This is a genomic window from Amphibacillus indicireducens (assembly GCF_039539605.1).
In the GTDB taxonomy this organism is placed as follows: Bacteria; Bacillota; Bacilli; order Bacillales; family Amphibacillaceae; genus Amphibacillus; species Amphibacillus indicireducens.
On sequence record NZ_BAABDL010000019.1, the window covers coordinates 1 to 23046 of the forward strand.

The 23046-nt window shown below is 36.5% G+C and carries 26 protein-coding genes and 1 riboswitch; of the genes, 4 read left to right on the forward strand and 22 right to left on the reverse strand.

Annotation, left to right across the window (positions count from 1 at the left end):
* The first annotated feature begins 331 nt into the window (after positions 1-331).
* A complete protein-coding gene (mreBH, locus tag ABD814_RS02065; protein WP_344909844.1) occupies positions 332-1336 on the forward strand; it encodes a rod-share determining protein MreBH in 1005 nt (334 codons plus the stop codon).
* Between the two features lie 47 nt (positions 1337-1383).
* On the opposite strand, the gene ABD814_RS02070 is transcribed toward mreBH, so the two are convergent.
* Genes ABD814_RS02070 through ABD814_RS02080 form a run of 3 tightly spaced genes read right to left on the reverse strand, consistent with a single transcriptional unit; the run spans position 1384 to position 2953 of the window.
* Positions 1384-1869, reverse strand: a complete 486-nt coding sequence (locus tag ABD814_RS02070) for a PTS sugar transporter subunit IIA (protein ID WP_344909846.1) — start codon at positions 1867-1869, stop codon at positions 1384-1386.
* Between the two features lie 53 nt (positions 1870-1922).
* Positions 1923-2144, reverse strand: a complete 222-nt coding sequence (locus ABD814_RS02075) for a YdbC family protein (RefSeq protein WP_344909847.1) — start codon at positions 2142-2144, stop codon at positions 1923-1925.
* A 44-nt stretch (positions 2145-2188) separates the two neighbouring features.
* Complete coding sequence (locus tag ABD814_RS02080) at positions 2189-2953, reverse strand: TIGR01457 family HAD-type hydrolase (RefSeq protein ID WP_344909849.1); 765 nt, start codon at positions 2951-2953, stop codon at positions 2189-2191.
* 208 nt (positions 2954-3161) lie between these two features.
* On the opposite strand from ABD814_RS02080, the gene zwf reads away from it, so the two are divergent.
* Positions 3162-4634, forward strand: coding sequence for a glucose-6-phosphate dehydrogenase (zwf, locus tag ABD814_RS02085; RefSeq protein WP_344909851.1), 1473 nt, complete (start codon positions 3162-3164; stop codon positions 4632-4634).
* 451 nt (positions 4635-5085) lie between these two features.
* Here the strand turns inward: zwf and ABD814_RS02090 are convergent, their stop codons facing one another.
* The 18 genes from ABD814_RS02090 to ABD814_RS02175 all read right to left on the reverse strand — a co-directional run bounded on the left by ABD814_RS02090 (position 5086) and on the right by ABD814_RS02175 (position 19505).
* A complete protein-coding gene (locus tag ABD814_RS02090; protein ID WP_344909913.1) occupies positions 5086-5577 on the reverse strand; it encodes a zinc-binding dehydrogenase in 492 nt (163 codons plus the stop codon).
* A 24-nt stretch (positions 5578-5601) separates the two neighbouring features.
* The gene (locus tag ABD814_RS02095) at positions 5602-6045 is read right to left on the reverse strand and encodes an alcohol dehydrogenase catalytic domain-containing protein (protein WP_344909854.1); all 444 of its coding nucleotides are present in this window, start codon (positions 6043-6045) and stop codon (positions 5602-5604) included.
* Between the two features lie 605 nt (positions 6046-6650).
* The gene (gndA, locus tag ABD814_RS02100) at positions 6651-8069 is read right to left on the reverse strand and encodes an NADP-dependent phosphogluconate dehydrogenase (protein WP_344909857.1); all 1419 of its coding nucleotides are present in this window, start codon (positions 8067-8069) and stop codon (positions 6651-6653) included.
* A 161-nt stretch (positions 8070-8230) separates the two neighbouring features.
* On the reverse strand, positions 8231-8974 hold the full coding sequence (locus ABD814_RS02105) for a Cof-type HAD-IIB family hydrolase (protein ID WP_344909859.1): 744 nt from the start codon (positions 8972-8974) through the stop codon (positions 8231-8233).
* An 84-nt stretch (positions 8975-9058) separates the two neighbouring features.
* The gene (locus ABD814_RS02110; protein WP_344909861.1) at positions 9059-9793 is read right to left on the reverse strand and encodes a LytR/AlgR family response regulator transcription factor; all 735 of its coding nucleotides are present in this window, start codon (positions 9791-9793) and stop codon (positions 9059-9061) included.
* A complete protein-coding gene (locus ABD814_RS02115) occupies positions 9790-11163 on the reverse strand; it encodes a sensor histidine kinase (RefSeq protein ID WP_344909863.1) in 1374 nt (457 codons plus the stop codon). Before ABD814_RS02115 ends, ABD814_RS02110 begins: the two co-directional genes overlap by 4 nt.
* 125 nt (positions 11164-11288) lie before the next feature.
* Entirely contained in the window at positions 11289-11918 is a 630-nt protein-coding gene (locus ABD814_RS02120; RefSeq protein WP_344909865.1) for a DUF5028 domain-containing protein, read from the reverse strand.
* Entirely contained in the window at positions 11915-12574 is a 660-nt protein-coding gene (locus ABD814_RS02125; RefSeq protein ID WP_344909867.1) for an ATP-binding cassette domain-containing protein, read from the reverse strand. Before ABD814_RS02125 ends, ABD814_RS02120 begins: the two co-directional genes overlap by 4 nt.
* A 27-nt stretch (positions 12575-12601) precedes the next feature.
* Entirely contained in the window at positions 12602-13444 is an 843-nt protein-coding gene (locus ABD814_RS02130; RefSeq protein ID WP_344909869.1) for a hypothetical protein, read from the reverse strand.
* A complete protein-coding gene (locus ABD814_RS02135) occupies positions 13431-14288 on the reverse strand; it encodes a hypothetical protein (RefSeq protein WP_344909871.1) in 858 nt (285 codons plus the stop codon). Before ABD814_RS02135 ends, ABD814_RS02130 begins: the two co-directional genes overlap by 14 nt.
* Positions 14281-15054 (reverse strand): DUF5027 family lipoprotein, encoded by a 774-nt coding sequence (locus ABD814_RS02140; RefSeq protein WP_344909873.1) that lies wholly within the window; start codon positions 15052-15054, stop codon positions 14281-14283. The genes ABD814_RS02135 and ABD814_RS02140 overlap by 8 nt, the downstream gene beginning before the upstream one ends.
* 81 nt (positions 15055-15135) lie before the next feature.
* Entirely contained in the window at positions 15136-15360 is a 225-nt protein-coding gene (locus ABD814_RS02145) for a hypothetical protein (RefSeq protein WP_344909874.1), read from the reverse strand.
* 38 nt (positions 15361-15398) lie between these two features.
* Complete coding sequence (locus tag ABD814_RS02150; protein WP_344909876.1) at positions 15399-15575, reverse strand: hypothetical protein; 177 nt, start codon at positions 15573-15575, stop codon at positions 15399-15401.
* Positions 15576-15987: 412 nt separating this feature from the next.
* Positions 15988-16731 (reverse strand): DUF5027 family lipoprotein, encoded by a 744-nt coding sequence (locus ABD814_RS02155; RefSeq protein WP_344909878.1) that lies wholly within the window; start codon positions 16729-16731, stop codon positions 15988-15990.
* Positions 16732-16751: 20 nt separating this feature from the next.
* On the reverse strand, positions 16752-17480 hold the full coding sequence (locus ABD814_RS02160) for a DUF5027 family lipoprotein (protein WP_344909880.1): 729 nt from the start codon (positions 17478-17480) through the stop codon (positions 16752-16754).
* Positions 17481-17500: 20 nt separating this feature from the next.
* Positions 17501-18226, reverse strand: a complete 726-nt coding sequence (locus tag ABD814_RS02165) for a DUF5027 family lipoprotein (RefSeq protein WP_344909882.1) — start codon at positions 18224-18226, stop codon at positions 17501-17503.
* 20 nt (positions 18227-18246) lie between these two features.
* Positions 18247-18978: a DUF5027 family lipoprotein gene (locus tag ABD814_RS02170; protein ID WP_344909883.1), complete on the reverse strand. Its 732-nt coding sequence runs from the start codon at positions 18976-18978 to the stop codon at positions 18247-18249.
* An 86-nt stretch (positions 18979-19064) separates the two neighbouring features.
* Positions 19065-19505 carry a hypothetical protein gene (locus ABD814_RS02175; protein ID WP_344909885.1) on the reverse strand — a complete coding sequence of 147 codons (441 nt, stop codon included), beginning with the start codon at positions 19503-19505 and terminating at the stop codon, positions 19065-19067.
* A 610-nt stretch (positions 19506-20115) separates the two neighbouring features.
* Positions 20116-20191: riboswitch (glycine riboswitch) on the forward strand.
* A gap of 88 nt (positions 20192-20279) precedes the next feature.
* Here ABD814_RS02175 and ABD814_RS02180 point away from each other — a divergent pair.
* Together ABD814_RS02180 and ABD814_RS02185 are read left to right on the forward strand one after the other, a co-directional pair.
* Entirely contained in the window at positions 20280-20552 is a 273-nt protein-coding gene (locus ABD814_RS02180; RefSeq protein ID WP_344909887.1) for an ACT domain-containing protein, read from the forward strand.
* A 12-nt stretch (positions 20553-20564) separates the two neighbouring features.
* Positions 20565-21926 (forward strand): PFL family protein, encoded by a 1362-nt coding sequence (locus tag ABD814_RS02185; RefSeq protein ID WP_344909889.1) that lies wholly within the window; start codon positions 20565-20567, stop codon positions 21924-21926.
* 249 nt (positions 21927-22175) lie between these two features.
* Here ABD814_RS02185 and ABD814_RS02190 read toward each other — a convergent pair whose 3' ends face one another.
* Positions 22176-22973: an RDD family protein gene (locus ABD814_RS02190; RefSeq protein WP_344909891.1), complete on the reverse strand. Its 798-nt coding sequence runs from the start codon at positions 22971-22973 to the stop codon at positions 22176-22178.
* Between the last annotated feature and the right edge of the window lie 73 nt (positions 22974-23046).

Here is a 23046-nt window from a genome sequence, read left to right on the forward strand (position 1 = left end):
ATAACATTAATGTAATATTAAGGGGTCGTTTTTTCGATATTTATCACGAAGAATTTTTACTCTTCATAGCTGGATAAATATTGTCTAGTACTTTTTACTTTTGCTCTTTGATAAACATTCATGATATAATATCTCACATTACAAAAATGAATTTTTATCATACTTTTATTGAATGAGTATTTGGGGAATACATTCTAAAGTTGATCAGTTTAAATCATTTGAAATACGAATTAGTCAATTAAATCTGCATGATTGAGTTGACTCTCAAGATAAAATAAATTAGTTCCATGAATTCATTTACAACTTAGCGTTTACACTGGAGGAAAATAGGATGTTTAAACACACAGCAATTGGTATTGACTTAGGTACGGCAAATATTTTAGTTTATTCAAAACAAAAAGGAATCGTTTTTAACGAGCCATCAGTCGTTGCGGTTGATACACAAACAAATGACATAATCGCAATCGGACATGACGCGAAAGATATGATCGGAAAGACACCCAAAAATATCGCATCCATTCGCCCATTACGAGAAGGTGTGATTGCGGATTATGATATAGTAGCTCAAATGTTGAAAGCAATTTTGAAAAAAGCGAGCCGAAAAATCGGACGCACATTAAAAAAACCCGTTGTGATTGTCTGTTCACCCTCAGGCAGTACAGCAGTTGAAAAACGAGCAATTGAAAATGCCGTTAAAAGCTTCGGCGTCAAAGAAGTGCACTTAATTGATGAACCAATTGCTGCAGCAATCGGCGCAGGTTTACCGATTAGTGAACCGATCAGTAGTGTAATCGTTGATATTGGCGGTGGAACAAGCGAAGTTGCTATTATCTCATATGGTGGAATTGTTACATCACGGTCGATTCGTGTCGCGGGTGATAAAATGGATGAGGAAATCGTTCACTACGTCCGCCAGAAGAATAATGTTTTAATTGGCTATCAAACAGCCGAACGAATAAAAAAAGAAATTGGCTATGCACTGATTGACCATGAACCAATCTCAATTCAAGTAAGTGGACGCGATCTCGTAACGGGATTACCTAAAGAAATTACGGTCACATCTACCGAAGTTCAAAATGCAATCCGTGAATCACTTGAAAATATCGCAAGTACAATCCATGAAACATTAGAAAATTCTCCACCTGAACTAAGTGGCGATATCGTTGAATATGGTATCACATTAGCTGGTGGTGGTGCGTTACTCCGTGGGATGGAAGAATGGCTAAAAGGAGAATTATCTGTTCCGGTTAGAGTTGCAGAAGATCCGTTAAATGCAATCGCGATTGGAACAGCCGAATCAATCAAGCAGTTAAGTAAATTTAAAAAATTAAACTAATGAAAAAAGCGTTCCCTGCCAAAAGGTAGAGGAACGTTTTTTAACTTTTATAAATGAACAGTCAACACTTTTGTTTCTGCTCTTTTCACTTCTTGATCAATCAACTGATCAATTTTATTAATTTCACTTGTAATGACAAATGGTGTAATTGTATTCGCCTTGTTCGCAACATATTCAAGGTCAACTGTAACTAATGGATCACCAATTTTCACCCGATCCCCCTGCTTAATGTGCGACGTAAAACCTTTACCATCAAGGGTAACTGTATCTAATCCAATGTGGATTAAATATTCAACTCCTGCATCTGATTCAATTCCAATCGCATGCTTAGTCGGAAATAAATTAACGACTTTGCCATTTACTGGCGCAACAAATTCTCCATCTGTTGGTTCAATAGCAACCCCATCTCCCAAAAGCTTATCGGCAAAAGTAGGGTCTGGCGTGACAGAAAGGTCAACAACTTTACCATTCACTGGTGAAAAAACGTCTTCTTCAGTTACTTTTTCAGTTTTCTTAAACAGTTTTTTAAACATCGACACCCCTCCTAGATAGACTCTTGGTTAGTTATACCCCTTATCTAAGAAAATTAAGCGTCAAGTTGATTCAAAATTTTTATTAACGCATCAACTTCCTCTTTTGACAGTGTGATGCCCTTGCCCATTTTTTCATGATCTGGTGCCCAGTCTCTTAAATCATATTTTGGGTCACGGTCGTTCCACGATACTAAATTAAGCTCCTTCGTCCAACCTGTTTTTGATTTTGATACGACACCAATCTGCTTGACAATCTCATAATTTACTTTCGCCATTTAGATCTACCTCTCTTTTGTAATTAAATTTTTTAGATAAAATTCTACAATGACCAATTTTTTAACGAATCAATCGTATGTGTCGGTTGGATTTCGATTGTTTTAAGGTCTTCACGCGTCGTCACACCTGTCGTGACAAGGAGCGAGTCGATTCCAGCGTTAATGCCTGCTAAAATATCAGTCGCATAGTTATCACCAACCATAAGGGTTTCTTCTTTACTTGTTCCTAGCACCTCAAGCGCTTGATTGACAATGATTGATGCTGGTTTACCGATAAATTTAGGCTCCACACCAGTTGTGACCGATAAAACAGAAATCAATGATCCGGCTCCAGGTAAGAAACCTCGCTCAGACGGTAACGCAACGTCACCATTTGTCGCAACAAATTTCGCCCCATCCCGAATCGCCAACGCACCTATGGTTAACTTTTCATATGTTATCTCTCGATCAAGTCCCATGACAACATAATCGACCTCCTTTTCTGAGATCGTCAGTCCAACCTCTTTGATCGCATCGATTAAACCAACTTCGCCGATAGGAAAAACGCTCGCTCCAGGGTCTTGAGTTGCAATATAACTTGCCGTCGCCATACTCGTTGTGAAGACATGCTCTTCCTCAGCTGGTACGCCCATTCCCCTTAACGTCTCAGCTACGTCACGAGGATGTTTTGTCGAATTATTTGTTAAAAATAAATATGGTACGCCTTGTTGATGTAATTGTTTCACAAAATCAACTGCTTCTTGAATTTTTTCCGTTCCATTATACATTGTGCCATCTAGGTCAATTAAATAGCCTTGGTATTTTTTCATCGATGATTTCCCCCTAAGATTAATTGTAAAACTATTTGTTATTTTCTGAAAACATGATAATATAGTACATAACTAACATTGACTAGCAACTCATTCGGATTAAAAGTCCAAATTTATTTATTTAAAACAATGAAAGTGATATGTTATCTATAGGGAATGATAACATATTCTTTTTAAATTTTATATTAAAGAGAGGTAATACAATTCAATGACAGATCAAATGCCTAAAGCCATATTCGTTATTTTCGGTGCTACGGGGGACTTAGCCAATCGAAAATTGTATCCATCACTATACCGTCTATACCGTAATAAAAAACTATCCGATCAATTTGCTGTTGTCGGCGTTGCTAGGCGTCCACTCACAAATGACGATTTCCGTAATAACATTAAGAAATCGATTAAGGAATTTACAGATGACGCGATCGATCATGATGAGTTTGCATCACATTTTTATTACAATCCTTTTGATGCACAAAATTTACCTGAATACAAAAAGCTGAATGATTTTATTAATGAGCTTGATCAAAAGCATCAAACCGATGGTAATCGCATTTTTTACATGGCGATGGCACCAAACTTTTTCGGACCAATTGCAGCCAACTTAAAATCAGAAGGTCTAACCGATAATCATGGGTTTACGCGCCTAATTATTGAAAAGCCATTTGGCCATAACCAAGAAACTGCAGAACAATTGAACGAGCAAATTGGTCAAGCTTTTGCAGAAAACCAAATTTACCGGATCGATCATTATTTAGGTAAGCAAATGGTACAAAATATCGAAATTGTTCGATTCGCTAACGCACTTTTTGAACCATTATGGAATAACCAATACATTTCTAACGTTCAGATCACATCGACTGAAGTACTTGGTGTAGAAGAACGCGGAAAGTATTATGATGCAAGCGGTGCGCTCCGTGATATGGTCCAAAATCACATACTTCAAATGGTATCACTAGTCGCGATGGAACCACCAGCAAAGCTGAATCCAAATGAAGTCCGCTACGAGAAAACAAAAGTTTTACGGAGCTTAAGAAAGCTTGAAGCTGCTGAAGTTAATCAATATTTCGTTCGAGGCCAATACGACGTAGGTGAAATTAACGGTGAACCTGTTGATCGTTATCGCGATAGTAGTGGCGTTGCGGAAAATTCAAACACTGAAACATTTGTAGCCGCAAAATTGATGATCGATAATTTCAGATGGGCGGGCGTCCCATTCTATATCCGGACAGGAAAACGAATGAAAAAGAAATCAACTGAAATTGTCATTCAGTTCAAAGACTTACCGATCAACTTGTATAAAGAAAAAGGCGATACGATTGATCCAAACTTATTGGTGATTCGGATTCAACCAGACGAAGGCATCAGCCTCCACCTTAATGCGAAGAAAACAGATTACGATACGGTGAGTACGCCGATTACGATGCATTACAACAAATCAGACGAAGGAATCGAAGACTTAGAGGCATACGAAGTTTTACTAAATGATTGCCTGAATGGAGATTCAACGAGTTTCGTTCACTCAGATGAAGTGTCATTATCATGGAACTTTATCGATCGAATTACCGATGTATGGGAAAAAGAGCAAGCCGATTTTCCAAACTATGCTTCAGGTACAAACGGTCCACGCGCAGCAGATGAGTTATTAGAAAAAGACGGGTTCCACTGGTGGGACGTTCAATAATTGAATAAGATAAGGAGCTAAATGAGATCAGCTCCTTATTTTTTTATGTGGATTGGGATTGCTCTCAAGTTCGGTGATTTGTTCTCAAGTTGGACGAAATGCTCTCAAGTTAAGCGATTTGTTCTCAAGTTAGACAAAATGCTCTCAAGTTAAGCGATTTGTTCTCAAGTTAGATGAAATACTCTCAAGTCAGACGATTTGCTCTCAAGTTAGGCGATTTGTTCTCAAGTTGGACAAAATGCTCTCAAGTTAAGCGATTTGTTCTCAAGTTAGACGATTTGCTCTCAAGTTGGACAAAATGCAGACAAGTTCTACAAAATACAGACGAGTCGAGCAATTTGCAGACAAATACTAAACAAAAATCACGATATAAAGCTACTATATAGCAGCCTCATATCGTGACAATAATTTTTAACAAAACTTCACCACCAACATTGCTTAATCTACAATATTAATCAGGGTTAACTTCAGCAACTAATCGACCAGAAACCTCGCCTTTTTTCAATTTTTCCAGTCCTTTTCCAATATCTTCGAAAGGAATCGTTGTAATCTCTGGTTTTAGATCTCCTGCTTGGAAGAAATCATAAACACTAGCGATATCCTTAGCATTACCACCGTTACTTCCTCTAATGGTTAACTCTTTCAAAATAACGTTGTTAACATTTAAATCAAGAGTCGTGTTACTCATTCCAGCTAAAACAATCGTTCCACGGAATGCACTTGCTTCAAGACATGATTCAAATGAACTCTTAAATCCAGCGAAGTCAACAATGACGTCTAATTCTTTATCAGCAAATTCCGCGATATCTTTCGCCACACCATGTGCACCAGATTTTCTCGCAAATTCACGTGCATGTTCAGCAATATCAGCTGCGTAAACTTCACAACCAGTGGCAAGTGCCATTTGCAATGCAAATTGACCTAATCCGCCAATACCAACAATCCCAACTTTATCACCTTTTTTAGCTTATCCAACTTCAAATAAGGCCCGGTGAGAAGTCATACCAGCATCTGTGGCAGCAGCTCCTTCGATGAATGAAACGCCTTCTGGAATTCTGATCAGTTGGTTAGCAGGGACAGATAATTTTGTTGCGTAACCACCGTCTCGTTGGTAACCAATTGTTGCTTTTGTTTCAGGGTTGATTGGAACAACACCAACACGATCGCCAATTTCAAAGCCAGTAACTCCTTCTCCTAGTTCACTAACAACTCCTGCGGCTTCATGGCCGAAAATAAGTGGAGCTTCTGTAATGATTTCCATCCATGATGCTTCTTCCAGTGCTCCAACATCTGAGTGACACAATCCAGCTGCCTTCACATCTAAAACAACTTCACCTTTCGCTGGCTTTGGATCTTCCTTCTCAATCAATTTTGGAGCTACCCCTGTTTTTGTAAATAACCAACCTCTCATATCAATCTCTCCTTTTTATTTTTCTATCACATAACTATGTTAACACATTCACATGAAAAATTGTTGTTACATGTCCTTTCGTTCTTTCTTACAGTTCGTCTTTCTCCCATTCCTCTTGCATGACTGGTTCTTTGTTCGGCAAATTCCCGCGCATTGGGAATTCAGTTTTTGGCATTAATAACGTTTCTTTGTAATCCATCAAGAAAAACCTCCTTAGTATTTAAATTTTTTCAATATTTTTTAAGCTGTAAGACAATCAACAATAATTGTAAGACTTCGCAAGTAAAAATCTTCTGCACTCTAAAGAATAAGAGCTATTCGTCAGAAATCCACTTCTGAATCGATGTGATCTACAACAAATAAGAGCTATTCGTCAGAGATCCACTTCTGAATCGATGAGATCTCTAACGAATACAAGCTAATCGTCGGGTAACTCACTTAAAATCGCCTTGGTATCCAAAGCTTAGTCACAAGTCGTCAAGTATTGCTCATAAAGATCCTTAGATAACTGACAAGCACAAAGCTATCCCCAACTAACGAATTTTATAATTTCCTAAACAACAAAAAAACACGACCCACAAATAGTGAGCCGTGCTTAATTTAAATTATTCCATCCACTCTGTATGGAATATTCCTTCTTTATCCACTCGCTCATAAGTATGAGCTCCGAAATAATCGCGTTGTGCCTGGATTAGATTCGCAGGCAATGTCGCTGTTCTGTAGCTATCATAATACGCTAAAGCACTCGCAAAACCTGGAACCGGAATCCCACGCTCCATCGCAATCGCTAAAACTTTTCGCAATGATGTTTGATATTTTTCAACGATCTCTTTAAAGTACTCATCAAGCATAAGGTTCGCAATCTCCGGATCACGATCATAAGCATCTTTAATGTTTTGTAAGAATCGTGCACGGATAATACAGCCACCGCGCCAAATCATCGCAATCTGACCATAATCAAGATTCCAATCATATTCCTCAGATGCTGCTCTCATTTGGGCAAAACCTTGTGCGTATGAGGTAATCTTACTCATATAAAGTGCTTCACGAATCGCTTCGATCAACTCATCTTTATCACCTTCATACGGTGTATCCTGAGCTGACGGGCCACTTAAAACTTCACTTGCCTTGACACGTTCGTCTTTCAACGCTGAAATAAAGCGAGCAAATACAGATTCAGTTACAACAGGTAATGGCACACCAAGATCTAGCGCACTCTGACTCGTCCACTTTCCAGTTCCTTTTTGACCAGCTTTATCAAGAATAACGTCAACCATCGGCTTGCCAGTTTCATCATCTATCTTTGTGAAAATATCTGCGGTAATTTCGATTAAATAACTATCAAGTTCGCCTTTATTCCACTCAGCAAAAACTTGATGCAATTCATCTGCAGACAAACCAAGAATATGTTTTAACATAAAGTAAGCTTCACTAATTAACTGCATATCACCATATTCAATCCCGTTATGTACCATTTTAACATAGTGCCCCGCACCATTTGGTCCAATATAAGTCACACACGGATCGCCTTCTACTTTTGCTGAAATCGCTTCGAAAATAGGTGCTACATGTTTGTAAGCTTCTGCTTGTCCACCAGGCATAATCGATGGGCCTAATAATGCACCTTCTTCACCACCGGAAACACCAGTCCCGATAAAATGAATCCCTGATTCATCTAACTCTTTATTACGACGAATCGTATCACGATAATAGGTATTACCACCATCAATTAAAATATCTCCATCATCTAACAATGGTTTTAGCGCTTCAATTGTCGCATCAGTTGCAAAACCAGCTTGTACCATTAACATGATTTTTCGTGGCTTTTCCAACGAATCAACAAATTCTTCAATCGTTTTTGTACCTAAAAAATTCTTTCCTTTTGCTTCATTATTCATAAAGTCTTCTGTCCGTTGGTAGGTTCTGTTAAAAACTGCAACAGAATAACCTCTACTTTCGACATTTAAGGCAAGGTTTTTCCCCATAACAGCTAATCCGATCACACCAAACTGTTGCTTAGTCATATTTAATAAACTCCTTTTTTCAATAGAATTCTCATTTTATCATACTTTGAAAAAGCCAAAATCGCAACTTTTTCTAATTTAACAAAAAAGCCTATAAAGATAACTTATAACAGTTTTGATAAGGATGCAAATGAATTTTTGTAAAATTCGATTATTTCTAATTAATTACTTCCTAAAACAAACTTTTCAATCGCAACTGCGACTCCGTTCACGTCATAAGAAACTGTTTCCCAATCAGCAACTTCTTTAACAGTATCTTGAGCATTCCCCATCGCCACACCAATGCCAGCTGCTTCAATCATTTTTAAATCATTAATACTATCACCGACTGCCATCACTTGATCAAAACTAAGCGCCAACCTATCGAGTAAATATTCAATCGCACTGGCTTTATGAACTCCTTTTGGATTCAACTCCATATTCGTTAAACTTGAATTACTTAATTCTACAGAATCCATTTGAGAAAATTGTCGGATCATTTCGTCTCTAACGTGATCATCTTCAACGTTAAAGCCCATCTTCAACCACTCTCTATCTAAATAGTCTGCGGGTAATTCATTGCGAAAGATTTGATCATTGGAAACAAACCAAGAAAAGACTGAATACTGACTTTGAATCTCGATAATTTGTTTAACTGTTTCCTGATCTAGTGGATGTCGATGGAGCAACTCACCTTCAGTTGTCCAAATTTCGCCACCATTAACATTAATCATATAGCGAACACCAAGCTGCTGACCAATCTTCAAGCTTGTTGCTCGACTACGACCAGTAGCAATAACAACCTCAACTCCAGCATCTTGTGCGCTTTTTATCGCCATCAGATTTTCCTTAGAAATTAAATCTTCGCCATACTTAACTAATGTACCGTCTAAATCTAAAGCGATTAACTTTATCTCTTTACTCAAAAAAATCCCCCTCTCATCTCTAACTAAATGATAGCATGACGATTGAATAAGGGGAAATGAAAGGAGTCATCTACCGTTGCTTGGTTAAATGCTTAGCTTCTTTTGTAGTTCTTTTACTTTACGTGAAGAGATTAAGCAAATATGATCATTAGCTAAAGTTAGCTTTCGCTCTTTGGTATCTATTTCCCGCACATAATCTAAATTGATCAGAAAGCTCTTGTGACACCGATAGAATCGCTGATCAATTTCTTCATAGGTTTTTAATCTCCCGTAAAATTCATAGACACCACTTACTTCGTGTAAAATCAGTTTATGCTCTTGTGTAGACGTTTCAAAATAATAAATGTCGTCATAACGTACATTTTTAATACGCTCACCAATTTTTATCTGTATGTAAGATATCTCTGATTGATTACCAATTTTTCTATATATATTGAATGCTTCTTTCAGTGCCTCTTCAATCTCAATGGTAAGCTGATCGTATCCCGCACTTTTAACAATAAAGTCAAGCGCAGCTAATTTATATTTAAATGTGAGTTTAAGTCTGTCTGCATGCATTGAGATAAAAATAATTTGAGCCAATGGGTCATGTTCCCTGATGATACGCGCTAATTCCATCCCTGTAATCGCTGAACCAAGTTCAATATCTAGAAAGTAACAATCCGCACGTTGATCTTTCAAATATGCTAAAACGCGATTAGGATCTGACGTGCTTAAGGCGATTTTAATACTCGGTTCATGAAACGTTGCATATTCCGAAATTGTTTTTTGTAAAAATTCACGTTGCTCTACTTCATCTTCACAAATAACAACATTCATGATAAAACTCCCCCTCGACCACCTTTTTTAAAATCTGTCATGATCAAGTACTGATCGTTTTGAACAGATGGATGAACGTATTCTAGCGGATAAATCGATAGCTCATGAATAAAAAAGCTGCGCTCAATTCGCGTATTCATCGTTACATTAGGATGATTCGCTAAAATTTCACGAACTGTTGCTAAGCCCGTACCACGATGATTTGACTTCGTTGAATAATTACGCTCAAAAACTCGATTAATATCTAGTAATTCTTTACGAACTAGGTTTTCTAAGATAATAAGCACTGAATGATCACTTTTCTTAATTAATGCAAGATTAAGTTTCGGATGCTCAACCTCTATACTTGCTTCAATCGCATTATCAAGCAAAATTCCAATCACACGCGTAAGATCAATCACGTCGATCTCAATTTTCTGAATCAGTTCAGGAACCTCAATATTCATTTCAATATTATACTCATCCGCAATTAATATCTTTGTTGCAATTAATCCTTTAAGCTCAATTAACTCAAGCTTGTCTAATTGATTATATAAATAATTGCTTCTCAACGTCTGCTCTTCAACCTTAACAATCCGTTCGTTAAAATATGTCTGCAAACCTGGTAGATCATTATGATTGATGTACCCCTTCATTGTTAATAAAATATTTTGATAATCGTGACGAAACTTTTGCATATTATCATTAATACGCTCTAGAGACTCCATATAGTCTAGTAATTGTTGATGTTCAATTTCCTTTTGTCTTAAGCGATTTTCCTTCTTAACTGTTCTAATTAAAATCAGTGATAATAATAACATCATAAGAAAATAAATGGCTTCAATAATTAAATTGAACAGAACAAATGAATATAGATTTTTACTAACAGAAATAAACAGATTAATATATAAGACACCAACTGTCACAATCGAAATTGCTGTTAAAATTAATCGGCTGACAATTGTAATAAAAATAGGCTTCCAAACCTTCTCGATAAAAAGCTTGTACAGACAAATAAAAATAGCGAAAAACAGTAAAAATATTACTGTACTAACTAAAATACTTGACGGATTTATTTTTATGAAAAAAGAAAATAAAGAAATTTCCGCTAGATTTAGAGCCACAATCGCGGCAATGCCCAGCACCGTTACATCTAAAATTGCTCTAACATTTCTAGTGAAGCGATAAAACAAAATTGCTGATGATAATAAAAGATATAAGATACCAAATGGAGAAGACCAATATTTATACAAATAAATAGCTGGTATGATTACGAGCACAAACTGGACAATTATTTTTTTAAAAGTTGGGCGAATCTCCAAAGTTATAAAGAGACTCCCAGAGATTGAGAACAGTTGAAGGATGAAAACTGGAAGCGAATACACAATCATGAACGGCACCAACCTTTTTAATCACTTATGTTAATTATAACATTATTACCTATATAATGGGTGGCTCATTTGATAAAAACAACCCTGTCTGTGAATTTTATCACCTCACAGGGTTGCCTCACCGACTATTCAATTAAAATTCGGTTAACGACCGGATGCATTGAAACAACGAGATACACTTGATCTCTCTCAATTGCTTCCGTTTGAATTGGCTGTACGATATCTGATGGACTATAAAAATAAGGTAAGTTAAAATCCATTTCAGAATTCGGACGTAACCGAAATCCATCCGTCACCCCATATTCCAATTCAGGATTAGCAACCAAGTAAAGCATATTGCTAATCTGCAGGACAAAATCAGTCCCGTATAAATTATAATGTAAAAAATTAATCCCGCTATGCTCCATCGGATCCTCTGTTTTATTCGTGTTTTTAACTGTAATATTCAAATCATAAACCATTTCTGGATAAAAGGTGTCACCCTCTTCAAATAACGGAGCTTCTTCATCATCAATATAATTGTACTTTTCTAGAAAGTCTTCATAAGGTAAAATTTCCGCTTGATTAACAATTACACTATATCCTTTCATATTTTCAAAATTATCGAGAAAAACGTTATCTCCTATCGCCACCTCTTCCCCGATCGTATAATTATTAACTGGCGGTAAGTCAACAGCTTGATTTACATGCCAAATTCGCAACCCAATGCCGATAAGTAAAACGATACTTAAAGTCGAAAATATGATCCTTTTCATGCCTGTTTGACCTCCCTCGTCGTTTTAACAAGAGTACCTTCTTCTAAATAATAAATCTCATCTGCTAATTCATCGAGAATATCTGCATCGTGACAAGCGATAATCACGACGGCTCCACGTTCTTTCTCATGACGAACAATTTCTTTAACCAACTCTACACCACTCGTATCCAACGAGTTTGTCGGTTCATCTAAAATAACAATGTCTGGCTGTTCCATAATCGCCCCTGCAATACCAAGACGCTGCTTCATACCGAGTGAATATTTTTTATACTTTTTCTTAGCACTTTCCTCATTTAATCCAACAAATTTTAATGTTTGATTAATTTGATCATCGTCTATTTGATCACGAATAGAAGCAAGCATTTTCAAATTTTGAAAACCGGAATAACTATCGAGGAAAGCTGGATTTTCTAGTAGAATACCAATGCTCTCTGGGAAGGTAATCTCTTTTCCTAGCAATTTATCATCAATTTTTATCGTCCCGCCGGTTGGTAATATTAATCCTGCAATCAAGCGCATGAGCATCGTCTTCCCTGAACCATTGATCCCACGCAATCCCGCCACCCGATCAGATGAAAGCGTCATTGAAATATCATCAATCACGGTGACTCCTCTAATCTTTTTCGAAACATTTTTAAGTTCAACTATCGTCATATCGATCCCTCATTTCTAGATTATATTTTATTCTTCATCTAAAATATCATAACGTTTAAAGTAAAAGCTCCCGATCAGAAAAGCTAAGGTCATAATAAGCGCACTTAACATCACTCCAGTAGTCGCTTGAAGTCCATTTTCAATGACATACTCACTTCGGATGGGCATAGCATAGTTTCCTATTAAAAAAGGATTCAGAAAATAAGCAGAAGCAAGCAAAATAACAGCCATCATTCCAAAGCTATACAGTGGCTTAATAAATAGCCCTAGCGTCATTTGTACTAGATTAAGTACAATTGAAATAAACATTGGCATCAAGAGAATGACAGATGCGAGATAGGATGGAAATGTATCAAACGGGCTCCCTGCATCTAATAAATCATTAACAAACATTGGCGTGATCTCTAATGATATTGGTTCATTTGCAGCTAGACAAAAAATAATGATCGTTAAGAAGATTGAGATATAGCAGGTAAGCACATAACTGATATTCCAAATACTTTTAGATAACCACCATGCCAGCCGCCCCTTTGTTCGAACGAGCACATTTAATCCTAAAGATGACAGATCACGATGAGGGTAGTAGAGCGTACTGTACAAAATAAATAAATGAATCAATATCCATTTGATTGGAAATATAAATTCTTCTGTAATCGATGGCGTATACTCCTTAATACCAGCAAAAATATAAAATAAATAATCCATCCAAGTCCCAGACGGTGTCAGTGGATCAACCATATACACAATATCTTTGCGTAAATAGAAGTCAAGACAGAAAGCAAGAGTCATTAAAATAATGATCATCAGTTTTAGCCCACCAACCCGAAAGCCATTTTTTAAATCATACTTTAATAGTTTATAAAAGTTCACGTTTACCACCTAATCTCATCGTTAATCCAAATGTTAAGATAAAGAACAATAATCCTTGCCCAATTATGATCCATACATTAGCTGGATTAATAATGGGTGTTGAATGTAAATAGTTAAGGGGTGAGATTTCATAATAATACTTATAAGCTAAAAATGTTCGACTGTAGTGTAATACCAAAATCAGAAAAAAAGGAACCAAAATAACAGCAATTCGATTTTTGACAAAAAGAGAAACTGTTAAACTCATCGTTGCAAATAATCCTGCAAAGATAAAGTCAAGTATCAAATATAATATGACAAACCAAACTGGATTGGTATAGTAAAGCTGTGACCAAAGTGAACCATGATAGACACTATGATACATTGTGTACATTGTTGATGGTGTTACAGCAGGTATAAAACATGCTACCACGACAAAATTAATCAAGAGTGGGATTAGAATAACAAGCCCACCTGCAATGAAAGTTGCAATATACTTGGCTAAAAAGTATTCTGTTTTGCTGCTTCGCGTGACTACCGTCTTCACGTAGCCTGATCTATTTTCAATAAAATAAGACCAACCATAAGGAAGTGCAGCGATAAGTGGCATTAAAGTGAAAAATAAGGTAAATCCGAGAGTAGTGGCCTCTCCACCTATCCAATGGTTAAATAACGATAAAGCCTGTATCAATTGATTGCCACCCATTCTACTAAGACCTCTCAGGGAGTAATAATATAAATCAATCATATACCAAGCACTGAATAAGGCAAAAAGCAAAGCAATAATCAACGTCGTTATAAAAAATTTATTTTTAAGTGCTTTGGCTAATTCAACTTTTAACAACTGCTTAAATGTACTAGTCACCCATAATCACTTCCCCATTCTCTGTTAATTGAAAATACAATTGGTTTTCTATGTGGCCACTATAACCAATGATGTAATAGAGTGGCTCTACGTTCAATTGATCTGCTGGAACCAACCAGCCGACTGTCACCTCAACTTCTTCACCATGAGCTAATAAAAATTGATAATAACCTTTGGGATCATCTTCTATTGGTGTATGACCACCAAAGTAACTCGCTTCAATAGTAAACGGACCATTTGGATCTTCAATACCCTCTTTAAATCCGATTAAGTATTCAATAAATAGCAATGGTATATCGCGGTCAGAATCTGCTTCTGTGCTATACTCAAAGTCTGTTTTCAAGGCATAATCTGTATAATCGATATTTTTTATCGTGACATCAACAGTTACGAGTTTATAGTGTTCATCAATAGAACCATCCTCACCTATATAATGATAGCCAAGTAAATCAAAGTCTGTCTTCTTCAAATCTACTTCATTACTATTCTCTGATATCTGAACAGCGTTGAGTGTATAGTCAACCGTCCCAAGATCATTTATAAAAGAAATCGTATCGCCAATAAAATACAGCACATCTTCAGCATTCTCCGCTCCCTGGTCTTCTACTGGTTGTTCTGGAATCTTCGCTTCATTCTGATACATTTCTTCATCCTCATTATTCAACTGATTTCTAATCGAATCTTCAAACTCTCGATATGAACAGGCAACTAACAAAGTAACCATTAAACAAAGAAAAAGCGAAGGTATTATTTTCTTTAAATTCATCGCACACTCCCCCTTGTCAGAATGTCTATTAGCTAGGGAAAGAAGTAGTATTAAATGCTACTTCTCTCCCGATCAAAATAGTTAGTTTAAACGCGGATATGTGCCTACACTGTCAGGACTCCATTTACCCGCAACTGCCCCAGCTACATCATGTCGATAAAAGCTTAGTCTAGCACTGCGACCACCATTTTCATAAACTAATTGTCTAACTAACCATTGACCTCGACGTGCAACTTGTCTACCCCCAATCGTTTCATTTGTCCAATAATTTGAACCCGAACCTGAGGATGGACGATACCCTTCCACCTGCAAATAAACATTTTGAGCTGGTGCTTGCTCAATATTCACATACGTAGATGTGGCGTTTTTTTTGCCCTAGCTGGCGTACGTTTAGCATCGTTATGCGTAGTTAGGTTAAAGCGATAAGTTGTGTCATTGTGGTTTGATGCTAATGTTTCATTTGGTACGATTGCGAGAATCATGATGACTGAAAAGACAACTGTTACAATTTTATTCAACATTTTAATTCTCCTCACTTTAATGTTTTTACTCATGAGTAATTGGCGGTTAACCTACTTATACACTACCATGATTTTTAATAAAATAGTTAAAAATATCGCAAACGATTGCATTTTGATCGTGAACGTTAAAAATGATATGTGAATAATTAAATACTAAGTGATGTCAAACTAAGTTAGCTGCATCATTATTCACAACTATAGGATAAGTTTATCCAAAAACAAAAACTTAAAGAAACCGATTGCGTGATTTTTTCTCAATAATCAGTTTGTTTGTCCAATCTCATATTGACGATATTAGCCAAACGATTTTACGATGATGATTGTTGATCTGACTGAACAAAATCAACTAGAAGAATTGTTAGCGGACTTTGAAGAGATTGAAAAAGATATGCATCTTAAGATTAGCATTCAGCTATTCACGATAAACAATTTCTCCTTCTGATATGATATAGAAATATTGATAGTCTTCTGCGCGACCTGGTGAACCACTTATATAATACAACGACTCTTCATTTAATTGATCAATCGGGACAAACCAACCAACTGTTGCTTCAACTTCTTCACCATGATCTAACTGAAATTGAGAATAATCATTCCATAGATCCTGTTCAATTGGAGGATGTTCACTAAAGTAAGAGTGCTCAATTGTAAAAGGACCATTTGGATCCTCAATATCATCTTTAAAACCTACTCTTCCTTCAATATACAAAATTGGTTTATCACGTTCAAGATTAGGATCAGTCCTCAATTCATAGTCAGTATAGTTTATATTTTTGACTGTAACATCAACTGTGACTAATTTATAACCACTCTCAACATCACCATTATCTTCGATTGGATTTTGTCTGAAAAAACCCACTTTGTCCAAGCCTACTTCATTAATGTTTTCTGAAATTTGAACGTCATTAAGCGTGTACTCAACACCGCCTCTTGCTATCGTATCACCAATAAAAAATAGAATATCTTCTTCTCCATCCGTTTCTTCCTCTACTACTTCTTCTGTTTGTTCAGGTACCGTGGCTTCATTCACATGTGTGTCTTCATCATTATTCAGCTCTTGTCTAAGTGAATCTTCAAATTCGCGGTATGAACAAGCTGTTAACAGACTGAATATTAAACACAGAAAAAGTACGCCTTTTGTTCGTTTAAAATTCACAGAATTAGCCCCTTTCTCAATTAATCACGATACACAATTTCTCCCTCAGATATAATGTAGAAATATTGTTGATCTTCTGCACGACCTGGAGAACCATTTATATAATATAATGGCTCTTCATTTAATTGATCAATCGGGACAAACCAACCAACCGTTGCTTTAACTTCTTCATCATGATCTAACTGAAATTGAGAATAATCATTCCATAGATCCTGTTCAATTGGAGGATGTTCACTAAAGTAAGAGTGCTCAATTGTAAAAGGACCATTTGGATCCTCAATATCATCTTTAAAACCTACTCTTCCTTCAATATACAAAATTGGTTTATCACGTTCAAGATTAGGATCAATACTCAAATCATAGTCAGTATAACTGATGTTCTTTACGGTAATATCAACAGTTACTAATTTATAACCACTCTCAATATCACCGTTATCTTCAATTTGATCTTGCCAAAAAAAGTCTACTTTATCCAAGCCTACTTCATTGATGTTTTTCAAAATGTGAACATCATTAAGCGTATACTCAACACCATCTCTTGCGATTGTATCGCCAATAAAAAACAGACCATCATCATCTTTTTCATCTTCAGCTGGTTGTTCAGGTACAATGGCTTCATTCACATGCACATCTTCATCATTATTCAGCTCCTGTTTAAGTGAATCTTCAAACTCTCGATATGAACAAGCTGTTAACAGACTGAATATTAAACACAGAAAAAGTACGCCTTTTGTTCGTTTAAAATTCACAGAAATAGCCCCTTTCTCAATTAATCACGATACACAATTTCTCCTTCAGATATAATGTAGAAATATTGTTGATCTTCTGATCGACCAGCATAACCATTTATATAATATAATGGCTCTTCATTTAATTGATCTATCGGGACAAACCAGCCAACTGTGGCATCGACCTCTTCACCATGATCTAATAAAAACTGTGAATAATCGTTCCACTGATCCTGTTCAATTGGTGGATGCTCACTAAAATAAGAAGATTCAATTGTAAACGGACCGTTTGGATCTTCAAGTTCATCTTTAAAACCGATTAAATACTCAATAAATAAATTCGGTTTATCACGTTCAAGATCAGGATTAGTCCTCAATTCATAGTCAGTATAGTTTATATTTTTGACTGTAACATCAACTGTAACTAATTTATAACCACTCTCTATATCACCGTTATCTTCGATTCGGGTTCGTCTGAAAAAGTCTACTTTATCCAAGCCTACTTCATTGATGTTTTTCGAAATGTGAACATCATTAAGCGTATATTCAACCCCGCCTCTTGCGATTGTATCACCAATAAAAAACAGACCATCATCTTCTTCGTCTCCAGCTGGTTGTTCAGGTACAATGGCTTCATTCACATGCACATCTTCATCATGATTCAGCTCTCGTTTAAGTGAATCTTCAAACTCTCGATATGAACAAGCTGTTAACAGACTGAATATTAAACACAGAAAAAGTACGCCTTTTGTTCGTTTTAAATTCACAGAAATAGCCCCTTTCTCAATTAATCACGATACACAATTTCTCCTTCAGATATAATGTAGAAATATTGTTGATCTTCAGCACGACCTTCAGATCCATTTAAATAATACAGTGGCTCTTCATTTAATTGATCTATCGGGACAAGCCAGCCAACTGTTACTTCGACCTCTTCACCATGACCTAATAAAAACTGCCGATAATCTTTCCCTAGGTTTTGATCAAATGGAGCATGATGACTAAAGTAAGATAACTCTATAGTAAAAGGACCGTTTGGATCTTCAAGATCATCTTTAAAACCAATTAAAGACTCAATAAATAAATTCGGTTTATCACGTTCAAGATCAGGATTAGTCCTCAATTCATAGTCAGTATAGTTTATATTTTTGATTGTAACATCAACAGTTACTAGCTGATGATTATCATTAATAGAGCCATCGTCGTTTACTAAAGGATAACCAAGTGAATTAAATTCCTCTTTATCCAAGCCTACTTCATTGATGTTTTTCGAAATGTGAACATCATTAAGCGTATACTCAACACCGCCTCTTGCGATTGTATCGCCAATAAAAAACAGACCATCATCCTCTTCGTCTTCAGCTGGTTGTTCAGGTACAATGGCTTCATTCACATGCATATCCTCATCATGATTCAGCTCCTGTTTAAGTGAATCTTCGAACTCCCTGTATGAACAAGCTGTTAACAGACTGAATATTAAACACAGGTAAATGACTGTACTTTTTTTATTTAAATTCATTACTCACTTCTCCCATCGCCTTTTATATGTATAGAAAGAAGCAGAGTGGAGTAAACTCTACTTCTTTCTTAAAAACAGATAAGAAATTAGTTTAATCTTGGATATGTGCCAACACTGTCAGGACTCCATTTCCCTTTAACTGTTCCTGTCCCCCCATGGCGGTCAAATCTTAGTCTTGCACTACGTCCACCATTTTCATAGACTAATTGTCTAACTAACCATTGACCGCGACCAGCTGTTTGGCGTCCACCGATCGTTTCATTCGTCCAGACATTGGTACCTGAACCTGAAGACGGGCGAAAGCCTTGAACTTGTAAATTAATATAGGCTGAAGGAAGCTGTTCAATATTCACATACGTTGATGTTGTATTTTTCTTTGCACGGCCTTTTGTCGTTCCATGATTGTTTGATGCTTCGATATAAAATTGAAAAGGTTCGTCCTCATGATTTGATGCTAATATTTCATTTGGTACGATTGTGAGAATCATGATGACTGAAAAGACAAGTGTTGTAATTTTCTTCAACATTTTAAATTCTCCTCACTTTAATGTTTTTATTCATGAGTAATTGGCGGTTAACCTACTTATACACTACCATGATTTTTAATAAAATAGTTAAAAATATCGCAAACGATTGCATTTTGATCGTGAACGTATGATTTTTGATAATTTGACTGTTAAAAGCTGATTTTTCAAATATAAGTGTATAGAAAAGTATGGAGTCACTAATGAAGATTATCAAAGTTAAACCTAGGTAATCATAGGAAAAATCATATGTAAATTTGTGTTTTCTTCTACTTTTAATTTAATCATAATGAAATACCTTAATAAAATCCTCAGCAAAATAAATAGACAGTTTTAGAAGGAATTTTAAACAAATAAAGAAACCGATTGCCTAATAAAATTAATTTATTCACATTGTTTATAACTAGAAATATTGTAAACCATTATTTTAAAGCGACTTAAAAGATACCTTTCTAACCTAGAATTAAAATCCTGTTTAATGTTAAAATATTGTGAATCTTTTCTCAATAATCTGATTTTGTGCGATTCTCTTATTGACGATTCAGCTAAATACTGTTACGATTTTTATGATAACTAAAAAGCTGCGATGAAGATTATGGGTGACACTATAATTGGAGCAACTTCTGGAGAGCTCGCTTTGGCGACACCGAAGGATTCACAATCTCAGGTAGAAGGACAGAAGACAACGAAATCAAATCGATTTTATTGTTGACACTGGGATGGGAGCTGAAACTCCGATCTTTTTTATTTTTAAAAATATATAACGAGGTGAAGAGGATGCAAAAACGTGCAGTCGTAACGGTTGTAGGGAAAGATCAAGTGGGCATTATTGCTCGTGTTACAAATGTACTAGCGGAATATAACATGAACATCCATGATATTAGTCAAACGATTTTACAAGACTATTTTACGATGATGATGATTGTTAATATTGCAGAGCAAGATCAATTAGAACATGTATTGGCAGCGTTTGAGAAAATTGAAGAAGAGATGAATCTGAGTATTAGCATTCAGCTTGAAGATGTTTTTCAAGCGATGCATCGGATTTAAGGGGGGATATTGATGGCAATCGCTCATAGTGAAATTCAAGAAACGATTCGGATGGTCGAATTAGAGAGTCTCGATATTCGTACTGTCACGATGGGAATCAGTTTACGCAATTGTGCAGATAGCAATTTTGAAGTTGTCAAAAAGAAAGTCTATGACAAAATTGTTGATTATGCGGGCGAGCTGAAAGCAACGGCTGAACAAGTTGCAAAGGAATACGGGATTCCGATTATTAATAAACGTGTATCCATTACACCGATTGCAGAAATTTTAGGTGATGCGACTGTTGCACAAGCTGTCGAGCTTGCACAGGTACTCGATCAGGCAGCTAAAGAAACAGATGTTGACTTTATTGGTGGCTATTCAGCACTCGTTCATAAAGGCATGACGAATAGTGATGCGACGTTATTAAATGCGATCCCTGAAGCACTTGCGACAACAGAGCGAGTGTGTAGTTCTGTTTCGATTGGCTCAACACGTGCAGGAATTAATATGGATGCCGTTCGTAAACTAGGTGAGATCATTAAAGAAACAGCTGAATTAACGAAGGATAATCAAAGTATTGGTTGTGCGAAATTTGTTGCCTTTTGTAATCCGGTTGAGGATAATCCGTTTATGGCAGGAGCTTTTCACGGAAGTGGCGAAGGTGAGGCTGTTTTAAGTGTTGGTGTCAGTGGACCTGGTGTTGTGCTTAATGCGTTAAAACGCTATCCAGACGCAGACTTAGGTGAAGTAGCCGATGTGATTAAGAAAACAGCTTTCAAAATTACTAGAGCTGGTGAATTACTAGGTCGAGTCGTTGCAGAAAGATTAAAAGTGCCATTTGGAATTATGGATTTATCACTTGCCCCAACAAACGCAACCAATGATAGTGTTGCTGAAATTCTTGAAGAAATTGGACTTGAAAGTGTTGGTACACATGGAACGATCGCTGCACTTGCGTTAATGAATGATGCGGTTAAAAAAGGTGGAGCGATGGCGAGTTCTTATGTTGGAGGATTGAGTGGTGCCTTTATTCCAGTAAGTGAAGATAACGGGATGATTCGTGGGATTGAAGATGGCTCACTTACATTAGATAAACTTGAAGCAATGACTTTCGTCTGTTCTGTTGGATTGGATATGATTGCCTTATCAGGTGATGCGACAGCAGAAACATTATCAGCAATCATTGCCGATGAAGCTGCGATTGGCATGATCAATAAGAAGACAACGGCAGTCCGTGTTATTCCAGTGATCGGAATGGAAGAAGGTGAAATCGTTGAATTCGGTGGCCTACTCGGCCGAGCACCAATTATCGGTGTCAAACCATTCAGCTCAGAAAAAATGATCAAACGAGGTGGCAGAATCCCCGCCCCACTACAATCAATGATAAATTAATAATTAGCAGATCAACAAAAAAATTATAATTGAGCAATAAAATATCACTCATCTTGATTAAATGCACATGACTAGTAGCTGAAATATGCGAGACACCTGTGGGAAAAGCACGAGTCCGAAGATTCACTCCGGAAAGTGAATTTCTTACCGGAGTTAGCTGAGGCCGTGCCCACGGTAAGCGAGTATATTTCAGCTGCGGTCATACATATTCTCTTTTGTCTAAGACTTTACATCCATAACTCTAACCCTCTAATAACTCCACTCATCCCTCAAATTCAGATACAAGACAAATAAAATCTGTTCTACTTCTCTCGTCCGATTGATATTTGTATCAATACCAAGCTTCGGCAGAATAATCTCAGCAACTTTACGCGTCATATGATCACGCTCATAGTCAGGTAAAGTTAAGTATCGCTTACAATACGTTTCAACAAGCTGAAAGTCTTTTTCCTGCAATTGACTCAGTAAAAAGCTATCGAACACATAATCATCTTCCGTCCAACCATTCATCCGCAGCACTTTACCAATCGGATCATGCCTACTTGGCTTCCTTTTCCTCTCCCGGTCATGAACAACAATTGTCCCCGCAGTTAAATCACCGAGCCGTTTGTTTTCCGCATGAAAAAATATCAGCAATATCCCGATTAAATAACTTGTCGAGAGCTCATCAACAATCCGCATCAGATTACGAATAATACTTGATAACAATGTCAGGCGATGGCCATTATCTTTCATAACACGAATGCCAATGATTTTTTTCCCGATTGTCTTGCCATTCCAAAAAAACTCAAACAAGACAAAATAACTCCACTCAATCGCAAATACGAGCAGTACAGCTCCTGCTAACACCCAAAGGAAGAGCTGATCAAAATTAGCGGTAATGAGCTGTGATTCAAAAATGAAAAATAGACCAATAAAAATCAAAAAATAGACTAATCCAATTATAAATTGGTCGATCATAAAGGCAATTGCTCGACTCCCTAAACCAGCGTAACTATACCTTACTGTTACATGTTCTGGCGTTTTAATTTCAGATTGTTCTAACATATTTCAATTCCTCTCTGTTATTCCATCATAAAAATGATATACTATTATCAACCATAATTTACAAGCAGAAGGT